Raw genomic sequence first — 12,270 nt, 5'->3', positions numbered from 1 at the left:
TTCATCAGGCCCCTGGCGTGGCTGGCAGGAAGGTGAACGCCTTGGCCGGCACAAACTTGTCCGCCGTTTCCCCCGCATAGAGCTGACGCTCGGTCAGCGGGAGTTTCTTGACCGGGGCGCCAACACTCAAGTCCAGCTGGTCCATGCTCACCCAGAAGGTGTTGGGCAGATGGGTCAGCTCGAAGAAGTAGCGGCGATGCTGTTGATCCGACACGCTGCGCCACAGGGTGGTGGAGATGTTGGGTTGATCCGGTGTGCTGATCCCCATGGGCACCGAGACGTTGTGCATCACGCTCATCACACCGGCCACGGCCTCATTGGCCTGATCCGTCTTGGGCAGGGTCTTGATATAAAAAGAGGCCCGGGCGAAACGATCCGCCGACCGGTTGGTGCCCGGCAGCATGGTGAGCCCGCCTATCTCCTCCCAGTACTCATTGAGTGCCAGCTGCTTGTCGAACACGGGGGAGTTGGTCATCACCTGATAGCTGCGGTCGTGGTGGATCTGCAGCTTGCCATCCACGTACTGGAAAATGGCCGAATCACCGCTGGCATCCGAAATGGAGAGGTGCAGCTGGCCCGGCTTGCCATCCGGCGTCAGAGTGGTCACCACATAGAACTCGTCCTTCGACAAAGCGGCGGCCGCCTCGCTGACGGTGGCAAAATTGTCCAGCACATACTGGGCCCAGAGGGAGATGGAGAGCGTCTTGCGCGGATCCTTGTCGCTCGGAGTCACATACTCGGACTCGGTCAGGTAGAGCAGGTTGGCCACCAGCCCCTTTTCGTTCATGCCATCGGCGGTACCCGCGTCAAACCCCGCGGCGACCAGGGAGCCATAGCGCGCGTTCCACGTCATGGAGTGCGGACCGGCCGCCCCGCTCCGGTCGATGCCGCGCGGCAAGGCCCAGAGGTTGGTCGGCATGGCGGCGCGCCAGTCCATGGTACGGCCGGTCACCACCAAACCGCCGTCGCCCTGATAAACGGCGCGGGTGCAGGCATCGGCCAGCGAGCTGACCGACAGGGCCATGGTCAAGGCCAACAGGGTTTTCTGGAGCAAGGGGCGGGATTGGCGTTTCATAGGATGCATCACTCAAGACTGGTGAAAACGACAGGCTAACGGCTACCGCTGTATGGGAGCTTAATGAGGATAGTCAGCTGCCCGCCCCCCTCCCACCTCGCGGCGGTCAAGATGTGATCATGTCGACATAGTTGCTGCAAGATCAGCGAGATACAGCGGACATCTGCGTTGCCAGCAATATTTTAACCCACCTGCAGTCACGTCAACCCCGGTCGTGTCGGGGCTGCACATCCATAAAAAAACCGGACTCAAGGTCCGGTTTGCACAGAGCAGGCGCGCTGACGCGGGCCTCAGTGGTCTTGCGCTGAAGGCTCACCCTTCTTCTTGCGAATGCTCAGGCCCAGCTCGCGGCCGCGCAGGCGGGCGTAATAGATGGTGCCGATGAAGGCGAACACGGTGAACACCAGCTCCACCACCGCCAGCCACCGCTCCCCCTCATCCGTGGTGATCAGGGTCAGGGCGTGCAGGAAGTAGGGCATCAGCACGAAGTTGCCCCAGGCGTGGGTGTAGGGGTTGCCCTGCACGATCCCCTTGAGCGGGAACAGCAGCGGCACCGTCCAGATCACCGGCAGCAACCAGGGGTTGAGATCCGGGTGGGGCGAGAGCCACAGATGCCAGAGGATGACCCAGCCCAGCAGGCCGAAGAAGCCGACCAAGGTCAGCAGGCGGGCGAAGCGGGTGCTCACTTGAGGATCTCCAGCACCTGCTCGGGCGGACGACCGATGCGGGCCTGACCGTTCTTGATCACGATGGGCCGCTCGATGAGCTTGGGATGCTGGTGCATGGCGCGAATGAGGTCATCGCCGCTCACCTCGCCAAGACCCAGCTCCTTGTAGAGTTCTTCCTTGGTGCGCATCAGCTGACGCGGATCGCTGAACCCCAGCTGGCTCAGCAGGGTGCGGATCTCTGCCTCGCTCGGGGCCTGCTCCAGATAGAGCACCACATCCGGGGCGATCCCGTGCTGTTCCAGCAAGGCCAGGGTTTCACGGCTCTTGGAGCAGCGCGGATTGTGGTAGATTTGGGTCTCGCTCATGATAACTCCCTGATTAATCGCAAGATGGGACAAGAAACGGCGCTATTGTAGGGGAAACTGATGGTCAGGGTAAGCGCGAGAGTGCAGGAATTGAAACGAATTTGTTGGCTGATTGTGGCCGGCCTGCTGACAGCCTGCAGCCCGGCCCCTCCGTTCACCGACAGCCAGAACCAGCCGGTGGCCCTGACCGACTTTGCCGGCAAGCCGCTGTTGGTCAACTACTTCGCCCCCTGGTGTGCCCCCTGCCTGCGGGAGATACCGCTGCTGGAGGCGCTGACTCATGAGGGGCAGATCACCGTGGTGATGGTCAACTACGACCCGGCCACCCCGGCCGAGCTCGCCAAACTGGCCGGGCAGTACCACATCAAGGTGCCGCTGCTCATCGCCCGGCAGGAGGCGAGCCTCCCCTTCCCCCACCCCGCCGGGCTGCCCACCAGCTATCTGCTCGATGGTGAGGGCAAGCTCCAGCAGACCCTGGTGGGCGAGTTCACCCCATCGCGACTCGAAGCCCTCAGGGCATCCGTCAAACCGATTGGCCGCTGAGCGCCCAAACCCTTGCGAAAAAGCCAGCCGGCTGGCGTTCCCGCCATTCACTTCGTCATCATAAAACGACAAGGGCGCACCGAGGTGCGCCCTTGTCGTGAATGAGAGCCGCTGGCCCGTCAGCCCTTGAGGCTGTCGAGATCCTTCTTGGCCCGCTCCAGCTCGGTGATGCGCGCCTCCAGTCTGGCCAGGGTCAACTTATCGTTGGTGGTGCCGCGCGCCACGATCAGCTCGTCGATGGCTGCCTGGTAGTCACCGCGCAGGGAGAGCATCTCGGCCCGCGCCATGTGCAGATCGGTCATCCTGCCCGCCTTGCGATAGGCATCGGAGAGCAGGCTCCAGGCCAGATTGTTCTCTTCGTGCTCGCGGGCATAGGGGTCGAGAATGGCGATGGACTTCTTGTAATTGCCCCCTTCCAGATAGGCGTTGCCGAGGTTCACCACCACCACCTCGTTGTCCGGCATGCGGGTGCGGAATTTCTCGAGCCGGGCGATGGCCTGGGCGCTGCGCCCCTTGGCCAAGTCGATGTCGGTGAGGGCATCCACCACGAACAGATCTTCAGGATGACGAGTCGCCAGCTCCTGCATCAGGGCGTCGGCCTCGTCGGTGCGCTTGAGCTGCAGCAGCGCCAGCGCCTTGCCGTAGGTGGCCGCATCCTTGAGCGGGTAGTCCCCCTTCTGCAGGCGGTTGTCAAAATAGGTGAGCAGGGCCTGCGGGCTCTCGGTGCCAAAACGCACCTGAATGCGCACCTTGGCCAGCCAGAAGTCGAGACTCGGCGGCAGATCCCGACGGCCATAGCTGCCCGCCCGGGCACGCGCCTCGCTGATCCGGGTCTCCGGCAGCGGGTGCGTCAGCAGCATCTCAGGCGGCTTGCTGGCGTAGCGATACTCGGCCGCCAGCTTCTGGAAGAAGTTGGCCATGCCCATGGGATCGAAACCGGCGTCGTAGAGGGTCTTCATGCCGATCCGGTCCGCTTCGTATTCGTTGTCGCGGGTGTAGTTGATGGCCGACTGCATGGAGAGACCGAGCGTGGTCTGCAGCGCGGCGATGCCCGCGGTGGGGTTGATCACCGCCAGTGCGATGGAGCCCACCAGCCCGGCCAGGGTCATGGCGGAGCTGCTCGCCTGCGCTTCCATGTAGCGGGCGATGTGGCGCTGGGTCACGTGGGTGATTTCGTGCGCCAGTACCGAGGCGAGTTCGCTCTCGCTGTCGGCATAGAGAAACAGGCCGGTGTGCACCTTGACCCGCCCGCCGAGGAAGGCGGCCGCGTTGATGCTGGGGTCGTTGATCAGGAAGAAGGTGAACGGGAAACGCACGCCGTCGGCGTTGGAGAGCAGCCGCTGGCCCAGATCGTCGATGTACTGGCTCAAGACGGGATCATCGATGATCGGCAAGCCGGCCCGGGCAAAGCGCATGAAGGCGTTGCCGTAGCGCACCTCCTGCTCGATGGGCAGGGCGGCCACCCCGGCGGTGCCGATGTCGGGAAGCTGGTTGTTGGCCTGGGCATGGAAAGTGGCACCCATCAGGGAAGCCAGCAGGGGGAGCGATGCCATCAGGGGGGAAAAGCGTGCCACGTTATCTCTATCTCCAATCAGACCCTACCGGGACACCGGCAGAATACCCTTGCCCATCAAGGGCTACAAGCGTTGTTTCGCGCTCTCATCACGGCCATAATAGCCGCCTCACGCGCGATGGAGCCTCCATGGAATACCTCGACCTGACCCCCTGGCGCTGCCCCGAGCCGCTGATCCGGCTCAAGCTCTGGCTGCGTCAGGCCAACGCCGGTCAATCCCTGTCCATCCGGCTGGCCGATGCCGGCTCCCGGCAGGACATTCCCGCCTATCTGCAACGCCAGGGTCATGCCTTCACGTTGCAGGAGGCGCCAGACAATACCCTCTCTTTGCAGTTGGTGGTCGGGGCCCAGCACCACGGCAAGCCCCAGTAACCTAAGGATGTCGCCATGTTAGAAGTCATCAAGCGCTGGTATCAGACCCGTTTCTCCGATCCCGATGCCGTCACCCTGTTTCTGCTGCTGGTGGCCTGTTTCGCCGTGCTCTGGTTGTTCGGTGATCTCTTGGCGCCGCTCTTGGTAGCGCTGGTGATGGCCTACCTGCTGGAGTGGCCGGTGAGCCGGCTGCAGCGGGCCGGGCTCTCGCGTACCCTGGCCACCAGTCTCATCCTGCTGTTGTTCATCGCCCTCACCGCCATGGCGTTCCTCGGGCTCATCCCGACCCTGGCGAGCCAGGGGCTGAACCTCGCCAAGGAGTCCCCGGCCATGCTCTCCCATGCCCAGGACTATGTGCGCACCCTGCCGGAGCAGTACCCCGAGCTCATCAACGTCACCCTAGTGGAGACCATCATCGACAACATCCGCCAGCGCATCCTGACCGGGGGCGAGCAGCTGGTGAGCGCCTCCCTCAGCTCCCTCATCAACGTGGTGGCCATCCTCATCTACGCCATCCTGGTGCCGCTGATGGTGTTCTTCATGCTCAAGGACAAGCAGATCCTGATGGGCGGACTGCGCCGCTTCCTGCCGCGCAACCGCACCCTGGTCAACCGGGTCTGGGTGGAGATGAACGAGCAGATCCTCAACTACATCCGCGGCAAGGTCATCGAGATCCTGATCGTCGGGGTGATCAGCTATGTGGCCTTCGCCATGCTGGGGCTGCGCTACTCGGTGCTGCTGGCGGTGGCGGTCGGCTTCTCGGTGCTGATCCCCTACATAGGCGCCGCGGCAGTGACGGTACCGGTGGCCATGGTGGCCCTGTTCCAGTGGGGACTGACCCCGGAGTTCACCTGGCTGATGGTGGTCTACACCGTGATCCAGGTGCTTACCGGCAACGTGCTGGAGCCCATCCTCTTCTCCGAGGCGCTCAACCTCCATCCGGTGGCCATCATCATCGCCGTGCTGGTGTTCGGCGGCCTGTGGGGATTCTGGGGGGTCTTCTTCGCCATCCCCCTCGCCACCCTGGTCAAGGCGGTGCTCAACGCCTGGCCAAAACGTGAAGATCTGCCGAGCGCCGCGAAATAACCCACTTCCCATGCAATCGTGACAACGGAGTGTCCATGACCTTTTTGCGTCAAATCAGAGCAGCAGGGCTGACGGCCCTGCTCCTCGCTGCCGCCATGCCCGCCCGTGCCGATATCGACCTTGGCGCCATGGATCTGCTCACCAGCGACAGTCCCACCAGCCCGGTGCCACAAGGCTTTGTCGCCGGTGCGGCGCTCATCGGGGGACAAGCCCGCTATGAGGCGCAGGATAATGCCACCTACGCCATCCCGGGCTTTATCTACTTCGGCAAGCAGTTCATGTTTCTCGGCGATCGGGCGCGTTACTACTTCCACAAGGATGAACATGTCGCCCTGTATGGCTATGGCCGGGTGCGTTTTGGCAATCTGGATCCCGAGGAGTCGCCCGCCTTCACCGGCATGGAACAGCGCAAATGGCAGCTGGAAGGCGGGATCGGTGGCAACATCATCACTCCCTACGCCCTGCTGACCGTGCGGGCCAACAGCGACATCACCGGCCGCAGCAAGGGTCAGGAGCTGCTGCTGTGGGCCGACTTCCCCATCCAGCGCGACAACCTGCTGATCATGCCGGGGATGGGGCTGATGCTGCGCAGCGACAAGATGGCCAACTACTACTTCGGTGGCATCGCCGAAAGCGAGGCCACCGCCCAGCGCCCGGCCTGGGATACGGGGCCAACCCTCTCCCCCATGGCGGCGCTCATCACCAGCTACCGCTTCAGCCCCAACTGGATTGGCATGTTTGCCATGAACTACGAATTGTATGATCGGGATATTAAAAACAGCCCCATCGTCCAGCACGAAGGCGAACTCTATGCAGGATTTGCCCTCGGCTATATCTGGTAACTGTGATTCGCCGTGAGATACGAACAAACAAAAGGGAGCCCTCGGCTCCCTTTTTCACGATCATCGTCAGGCTGCCAATTCAGGCTTACAGCGCAGCCAGAAACGCGCCGAGCTGCTCATTGACGAAGGCGGGGTTCTCCAGCGAGGCGATGTGGCCGGCCGCCGGGACCTCCTTGAACGGGCAACCCAGCACCTCGGCCATCAGATAGCCTTCCAGCACCGGCCGCGCCTTGTCCTGACTGCCGGTCATCACCAGCGCAGGCACTGCCATCTCTTCCAGCCACTCGATGCGATCCTCGCGGGTCACGAAGCTGCGGCCCACCGCCACCATGGCGGCCACCTTGTCGGCCGGCCAGGCGGCGAGGCGCGCCTTGAAACCGCTCATCAGGTCGGCATCCGGCTGGTCGGCAAAGAACAGCGGTGCCACTTGCTCGACGATGGGGGCCGGGATGGTGCCAAGCTGCTCGATCATCGCCAGCATGCCGAGGTAGCGCTCGCAGGTGATCTGCGGCTCGAGGCCGACGAAGCTGTCCATCAGCACCAGGCCCTTGAGGCGCGCGGGTGCCATGCGTGCCAGCTCGACGCCCCACATGCCGCCGATGGAGAGACCCACCAGCACGAACTCATCGATGCCGAGCGCATCGAGCAACGCCAGATGATCGCGGGCCAGGGTTGCCAGGGTGCAGGCGCCCTCGGGCAGCGCGTCGGAATCGCCGTGGCCCCACAGCTCGGGCACGATGCAGCGATACTGCCCCTTGAGGGCCTCGATTTGCGGCGCCCACATGGCGCTGTCCCACAGGTAGCTGTGACCAAACAACAGTACCGGGCCCTGCCCCTCGTCCAGATAGGCCATCTGGCGGCCCGCGATCTCCATAAATTGCTTCATGTTTTCTCCTGTTTCTGGTGCCGACTATTGACGGGGCGGCAGTGTAGCACGACCCTCTTGGCAGTGACGCCTGCCTGGTGCAATCTGGAAAAGTGTCAATAAGGAGACGAGCATGCCGAAGGACAAGAGCAAGAAACGCCCGCGCCTGGACAAGAAGACCTACGAGCACCACCTGGCCCATCTGCAGGAGGAACTGGTCAAGCTGCAGGAGTGGGTCAAGCAGGAGGGACTGAAAGTGGTGGTGCTGTTCGAGGGCCGCGACGCCGCCGGCAAGGGGGGCGTCATCAAGGCGATCACCGAGCCCCTCAACCCCCGGGTCTGCCGGGTCACGGCGCTGCCCGCCCCCTCGGACCGCGAGCGCTCCCAGTGGTACTTTCAGCGCTACGTGGCCCACCTGCCCGCCGCCGGCGAGATGGTGCTGTTCGACCGCTCCTGGTACAACCGGGCCGGGGTCGAGCGAGTGATGGGCTTTTGCAGCGACAACGAGTATCGCGAGTTTTTGCGGGCCTGCCCCGAGTTCGAGCGGATGCTGATCCGCGCCGGCATCACGGTGATCAAATACTGGTTCTCGGTCAGCGACGAGGAGCAGGAGAAACGGTTCAAGGAGCGGATCAACACCCCCATCAAGCGCTGGAAGTTCAGCCCGATGGACCTGCAGTCCCGCTCGCGCTGGGTGGAGTACTCCCGCGCCAAGGACGACATGTTCACCTACACCGACACCGAGGATTGTCCCTGGTTCGTGGTGGAGGCGGACGACAAGCGCCGCGCCCGCCTCAACTGCATCTCCCACCTGCTGGGCAAGGTGCCCTATGAGGCGATCCACTACGAGCCCATCACCCTGCCCCCCATCAACACCGAGGGGTATGAGCGCCCGCCGCTGGCCAACCAGCACTTCGTGCCCGACATTACCGCCGCACTTGAGGGCTGAGCCCTGCCACCTTGCCTGCCGTTCTCGCCAAACGGCAGGCAATAAAAAGCCGGTCTTGCGACCGGCAAAAAGGCATTGAATCTAAAGAAAGGAAAACCTCGGCAGCCGCCCCTGATCAGGTGCGGATGTATTTGGCCGTGCGCGGGAAGGCTTGCTCCTTGGCATCGAACAGGTAGCAGGCTTCGGCCGGAATGCCGACGCTGTACTGCTGACCGGTGGCCACATCCACGTCGGAGCTGGCCTTGACGGTGAAGTCGTGCCCAGCCACGTCCATGTAGACGAAGGATTCGGCCCCCAGGTGTTCAGCCACCTGCACCACCCCGCTCACCTTGCTGTCGGCATGGGGGTGATCCAGCGGCACCAGGTGCTCGGGACGAATGCCCAGCTCCACCTTGTCGCCGACCGCGCCGCTGCGGGCATCGACCCGGGCACGCACGGTATCGCCGGTGGTCAGCTTGACCACGCACTCCTGCTCGCCAATCTCCACCAGCTCGCCGGCCAGGAAGTTCATCTTGGGAGAGCCGATGAAGCCGGCCACGAACTTGTTGTCCGGGTTGTGGTAGAGCTCGAGCGGGGTGCCGAACTGCTCCAGGTTGGTGGTCGCCTCGCCCTTGAGCGGGCTCAGCACCACGATGCGGTTGGCCAGCGTCATGGCCTCCACCTGGTCGTGGGTCACGTAGATGATGGTGGAGTTGAGCTCCTTGTGCAGCTTGGCGATCTCGATGCGCATCTTGACCCGCAGGGCGGCATCCAGGTTGGACAGAGGTTCGTCAAACAGGAACACCTGCGGCTGCTGGACGATGGAGCGGCCGATGGCGACCCGCTGGCGCTGACCGCCGGAGAGTGCCTTGGGCTTGCGGTCCAGCAGCGGCTCGAGACCCAGGATCTCGGCGGCGCGCATCACCCGCTTGTGGATGTTCTCCTTGTCCATCTTCTTGAGCTTGAGGCCGAAGGCCATGTTCTCGTAGATGTTCATGTGCGGATAGAGGGCGTAGGACTGGAACACCATGCCCACATTGCGCTCTACCGGCGGCACGTCGTTCATGTAACGACCGCCGATGGTCAGCTCGCCGCTGGTGATGTCTTCCAGACCCGCAATCATCCGCAGCAGGGTGGACTTGCCGCAACCTGACGGACCGACGAAGACGATGAACTCCCCTTCCTTGATGGCCAGGTTGATATTGCGCAGGGTGTCCTTGTGAACAGCCGGGTCGTAATTTTTGCGAACGTTGTTGAGTACTACTTCAGCCATGTCGAGCTCCGCTCTTGAATCTTTGCAAATCGTGATGGCGGGGGGAATCAGCTCCCCCGGCCATGAACCTTAACCTTTCACGCCGCCGGCAGTGAGACCACCCACCAACCAGCGCTGTGCCAGCAGGAAGACAACCGTGATGGGGAAGCCCGACAGCACGGCCGCCGCGGCAAAGTCGCCCCACAGGTAGTTCTGCGGATAGAGGTACTGCTGAGCCCCGACCGCCAGGGTCAGATTGTTCACATCCTGCAGCAGGATGGAGGCCATGGGCACCTCGGTAATGGAACCGATGAAGGCCAGGATGAACACCACCGCCAGGATGGGCACCGACAGGGGCAACAGGATCAGGCGGAATGCCTGCCACGGGGTGGCCCCGTCGATGGCCGCAGCTTCCTCCAGGGAGGAGTCGATGGTCTCGAAGTAGCCCTTGATGGTCCAGACGTGCAGGGCGATGCCGCCCATGTAGGCCAGGATCAGGCCGCCGTGGGTGTTGAGACCCAGCCAGGGGATGTAGTCACCAATCTTGTTGAAGAGCGCATAGATGGCCACCAGTGCCAGCACCGCCGGGAACATCTGGAAAATCAGCATGCCCTGCAGGATGGTGGACTTGCCACGAAAACGCAGGCGGGCGAAGGCATAGGCACAGGTGGTGGAGAGCACCACGATCATCAGGGCGGTGATGCCCGCGATCTTGATGGAGTTCCACAACCAGGTCAGCACCGGGAACGGCGGCGGCGTGATGCTGCCGTCGGCGTTGGTGATGGACATGCCCAGCGCCAGCTTCCAGTGATCCAGGGTCGGGTTGGAGGGGATGATCTCCCCTACCGCGAAGTTGCCGTTTCTAAACGAGATGGCGATGACCATGATCAGCGGGAAGATGATCAGTGCCAGGAAGCCCCACATCACCAGGTGGGTTGCCCACACCCGGTATTTGACTGATTTGGGTTGTACGATTGCCATGTTGAAGCCTCCTTACAGTTGCTTGTCGGCTTTGGACAATTTCAGGTTGAGCAAGGCCAGCGCACCCACGATGAGGAAGATGGCGGTGGCGATGGCACTGGCCAGACCGTAGTCCTGACCACCCGAGCCCTGGAACGCGATCCGGTAGGTGTAGCTCACCAGCAAGTCGGTGGTACCGGCCGGGGTGCTGGCGCCTATGATGTCCGGCGCGCCGTTGGTCAACAACTGGATGAGCACGAAGTTGTTGAAGTTGAACGCGAACGAGGCAATCAACAGCGGCGTCAGCGGCTTCATCAAGAGCGGCACGGTGATCTTGAAGAAGTTCTGCACCGGACCGGCACCGTCCATGGCGGACGCTTCATAGAGATCTTCCGGAATGGCCTTGAGCAGGCCCATGCAGAGGATCATCATGTAGGGGTAGCCAAGCCAGGTATTGACGATGAGGATCATCACCTTGGCTAGGAAGGGGTTGGTATACCAGTCCGGCTTGATGCCGAACGCCGCTTCCAGGAACAGGTTGATCTCACCGAAGTTCTGGTTGAACAAGCCCTTGAACACCAGGATGGAGATGAACGCCGGGATGGCATAGGGCAGGATCAGCATGACCCGGTAGAAACCGCGCCCCTTGAGGGACTCCCACTGCACCAGACAGGCCAGCACCATGCCGATGGCCAGGGTGAAGCCCACCGAACAGGCGGAGAAGATCACGGTCCAGATGAAGATCTGCAGGAACGGTGCCTGGATACCCGGATCGGTGACGATGCGGGCGAAGTTCTTCCAGCCCACGCTCACCACGAAACCTGGCGCCACGCTCTTGCCGACAAACTGGCCCTGCTCGTCGATGTATTGATAGAAGCCGGTGTCGCCGTTGGGCAGCATCAGCTCGCCGCTCTGGTTGTCACGCAGCAGGTTGCTGTCTTTGATCACCACCCCGGACTTGAGCACGGCACCGTCCAGCAGACGGGTGTACTGCTGCTTCTGGGCGGCGAACTTGCGCAGGCTGCTCAGGGTCAGGTGGGTTCCGCCATCCGGCAGCACCAGATCGAGTGCGCTCAGGTGAGTGCGATGGTCGACGATGGCCCGGATGGGTGCCACCTTGTCCACGGCCTCCCCTTCCAGGTGTTGCAGCTGAACAACCTGCACCGGTTCATGGACTCTGCCCTCACGGACAGCCAGTTCACGGGCCTTGTTGCTCATCAGGGTAACGGGTTGACTGATAAAGGATTGGTCGTCCTGTTTCAGCAGCAGCTGAAACTGATTGTTCTCACCACCCAAGAGGGTGAAATCGAATTCACCGCCCGCCACCTTGTAGGTTTTTTTCAGATGGTAATCTCGCGCCTGCTCGATGGAGAGCAGGTTGGATCCCGAATAGTTGGTGAAGGCGATGCCGATCGTGTAGGCAAGAGGGAAGATGATAAAAACAACCATGCCGGCCACACCGGGGAAGATATAGCGGTGGGCATAGGTCTTCTTGTTCATGAAGACATACAGACCGACGGAGACCACCACCAGATCCAGCAGAGCGAATACCCACTCACCGCTGGCGTACATCATCACGGCTGCATAACCGTTGAGGATGGCTACCAGAGCAGCAATGGTCCACTTAAGCCAGGTGTGCTTATCCTTCGGACCGGCATAGGATTCAATAGAAGGTACTACTTCCATGCCAATTAACCTTTATAACGCCAAGAGAGATTTGAGAGAGTGGGAGGCCGTTGCG

The 12,270-nt window shown here is 62.2% G+C and carries 13 protein-coding genes; 5 read left to right on the top strand and 8 right to left on the bottom strand.

Going from position 1 to position 12,270, the window contains the following annotated elements:
• Nucleotides 1–4: 4 nt before the first annotated feature.
• The 3 genes from AHA_RS08455 to arsC all read right to left on the bottom strand — a co-directional run bounded on the left by AHA_RS08455 (nucleotide 5) and on the right by arsC (nucleotide 2,108).
• A complete protein-coding gene (locus AHA_RS08455) occupies nucleotides 5–1,075 on the bottom strand; it encodes a linear amide C-N hydrolase (RefSeq protein ID WP_011705570.1) in 1,071 nt (356 codons plus the stop codon).
• A gap of 290 nt (nucleotides 1,076–1,365) precedes the next feature.
• The gene (locus AHA_RS08450) at nucleotides 1,366–1,761 is read right to left on the bottom strand and encodes a DUF2069 domain-containing protein (RefSeq protein ID WP_011705569.1); all 396 of its coding nucleotides are present in this window, start codon (nucleotides 1,759–1,761) and stop codon (nucleotides 1,366–1,368) included.
• On the bottom strand, nucleotides 1,758–2,108 hold the full coding sequence (gene arsC, locus AHA_RS08445) for an arsenate reductase (glutaredoxin) (RefSeq protein WP_011705568.1): 351 nt from the start codon (nucleotides 2,106–2,108) through the stop codon (nucleotides 1,758–1,760). Before arsC ends, AHA_RS08450 begins: the two co-directional genes overlap by 4 nt.
• A 60-nt stretch (nucleotides 2,109–2,168) precedes the next feature.
• Between arsC and AHA_RS08440 the strand changes: the two genes are divergently transcribed.
• The gene (locus AHA_RS08440; protein ID WP_011705567.1) at nucleotides 2,169–2,651 is read left to right on the top strand and encodes a TlpA family protein disulfide reductase; all 483 of its coding nucleotides are present in this window, start codon (nucleotides 2,169–2,171) and stop codon (nucleotides 2,649–2,651) included.
• A gap of 119 nt (nucleotides 2,652–2,770) precedes the next feature.
• Here the strand turns inward: AHA_RS08440 and bepA are convergent, their stop codons facing one another.
• A complete protein-coding gene (gene bepA / locus AHA_RS08435) occupies nucleotides 2,771–4,225 on the bottom strand; it encodes a beta-barrel assembly-enhancing protease (protein WP_348981351.1) in 1,455 nt (484 codons plus the stop codon).
• 128 nt (nucleotides 4,226–4,353) lie between these two features.
• On the opposite strand from bepA, the gene AHA_RS08430 reads away from it, so the two are divergent.
• From AHA_RS08430 to AHA_RS08420, 3 genes are read left to right on the top strand one after another with little or no spacing between them, the layout of a single operon-like run.
• Nucleotides 4,354–4,596, top strand: a complete 243-nt coding sequence (locus tag AHA_RS08430) for a sulfurtransferase TusA family protein (RefSeq protein ID WP_011705565.1) — start codon at nucleotides 4,354–4,356, stop codon at nucleotides 4,594–4,596.
• 15 nt (nucleotides 4,597–4,611) lie between these two features.
• A complete protein-coding gene (locus AHA_RS08425; RefSeq protein ID WP_011705564.1) occupies nucleotides 4,612–5,682 on the top strand; it encodes an AI-2E family transporter in 1,071 nt (356 codons plus the stop codon).
• A 35-nt stretch (nucleotides 5,683–5,717) separates the two neighbouring features.
• Nucleotides 5,718–6,524, top strand: a complete 807-nt coding sequence (locus AHA_RS08420; protein ID WP_011705563.1) for a MipA/OmpV family protein — start codon at nucleotides 5,718–5,720, stop codon at nucleotides 6,522–6,524.
• Nucleotides 6,525–6,609: 85 nt separating this feature from the next.
• On the opposite strand, the gene AHA_RS08415 is transcribed toward AHA_RS08420, so the two are convergent.
• On the bottom strand, nucleotides 6,610–7,410 hold the full coding sequence (locus AHA_RS08415) for an alpha/beta fold hydrolase (protein WP_011705562.1): 801 nt from the start codon (nucleotides 7,408–7,410) through the stop codon (nucleotides 6,610–6,612).
• A 112-nt stretch (nucleotides 7,411–7,522) separates the two neighbouring features.
• Between AHA_RS08415 and ppk2 the strand changes: the two genes are divergently transcribed.
• Nucleotides 7,523–8,338 (top strand): polyphosphate kinase 2, encoded by an 816-nt coding sequence (gene ppk2 / locus AHA_RS08410; RefSeq protein ID WP_011705561.1) that lies wholly within the window; start codon nucleotides 7,523–7,525, stop codon nucleotides 8,336–8,338.
• 115 nt (nucleotides 8,339–8,453) lie between these two features.
• Here ppk2 and AHA_RS08405 read toward each other — a convergent pair whose 3' ends face one another.
• The 3 genes from AHA_RS08405 to malF all read right to left on the bottom strand — a co-directional run bounded on the left by AHA_RS08405 (nucleotide 8,454) and on the right by malF (nucleotide 12,215).
• Entirely contained in the window at nucleotides 8,454–9,590 is a 1,137-nt protein-coding gene (locus AHA_RS08405; protein ID WP_011705560.1) for an ABC transporter ATP-binding protein, read from the bottom strand.
• A gap of 69 nt (nucleotides 9,591–9,659) precedes the next feature.
• Entirely contained in the window at nucleotides 9,660–10,550 is an 891-nt protein-coding gene (gene malG / locus AHA_RS08400) for a maltose ABC transporter permease MalG (protein ID WP_005299600.1), read from the bottom strand.
• Nucleotides 10,551–10,562: 12 nt separating this feature from the next.
• On the bottom strand, nucleotides 10,563–12,215 hold the full coding sequence (gene malF / locus AHA_RS08395) for a maltose ABC transporter permease MalF (protein WP_011705559.1): 1,653 nt from the start codon (nucleotides 12,213–12,215) through the stop codon (nucleotides 10,563–10,565).
• Nucleotides 12,216–12,270: the final 55 nt, after the last annotated feature.

Origin of the sequence: Aeromonas hydrophila subsp. hydrophila ATCC 7966 (assembly GCF_000014805.1) — a bacterium.
Taxonomy (GTDB): domain Bacteria; phylum Pseudomonadota; class Gammaproteobacteria; order Enterobacterales; family Aeromonadaceae; genus Aeromonas; species Aeromonas hydrophila.
The sequence above is the reverse complement of the archived record's forward strand: the minus strand, read 5'-3'. Positions and strand labels throughout refer to the sequence as shown.

What these genes read in the sequence shown, in the direction of transcription:
- AHA_RS08405 (WP_011705560.1), bottom strand. Translation starts at nt 9,590, where the DNA reads ATGGCTGAAGTAGTACTCAACAACGTTCGCAAAAATTACGACCCGGCT.
- arsC (WP_011705568.1), bottom strand. Translation starts at nt 2,108, where the DNA reads ATGAGCGAGACCCAAATCTACCACAATCCGCGCTGCTCCAAGAGCCGT.
- AHA_RS08440 (WP_011705567.1), top strand. Translation starts at nt 2,169, where the DNA reads ATGGTCAGGGTAAGCGCGAGAGTGCAGGAATTGAAACGAATTTGTTGG.
- AHA_RS08420 (WP_011705563.1), top strand. Translation starts at nt 5,718, where the DNA reads ATGACCTTTTTGCGTCAAATCAGAGCAGCAGGGCTGACGGCCCTGCTC.
- AHA_RS08425 (WP_011705564.1), top strand. Translation starts at nt 4,612, where the DNA reads ATGTTAGAAGTCATCAAGCGCTGGTATCAGACCCGTTTCTCCGATCCC.
- ppk2 (WP_011705561.1), top strand. Translation starts at nt 7,523, where the DNA reads ATGCCGAAGGACAAGAGCAAGAAACGCCCGCGCCTGGACAAGAAGACC.
- malG (WP_005299600.1), bottom strand. Translation starts at nt 10,550, where the DNA reads ATGGCAATCGTACAACCCAAATCAGTCAAATACCGGGTGTGGGCAACC.
- AHA_RS08415 (WP_011705562.1), bottom strand. Translation starts at nt 7,410, where the DNA reads ATGAAGCAATTTATGGAGATCGCGGGCCGCCAGATGGCCTATCTGGAC.
- malF (WP_011705559.1), bottom strand. Translation starts at nt 12,215, where the DNA reads ATGGAAGTAGTACCTTCTATTGAATCCTATGCCGGTCCGAAGGATAAG.
- AHA_RS08455 (WP_011705570.1), bottom strand. Translation starts at nt 1,075, where the DNA reads ATGAAACGCCAATCCCGCCCCTTGCTCCAGAAAACCCTGTTGGCCTTG.
- AHA_RS08430 (WP_011705565.1), top strand. Translation starts at nt 4,354, where the DNA reads ATGGAATACCTCGACCTGACCCCCTGGCGCTGCCCCGAGCCGCTGATC.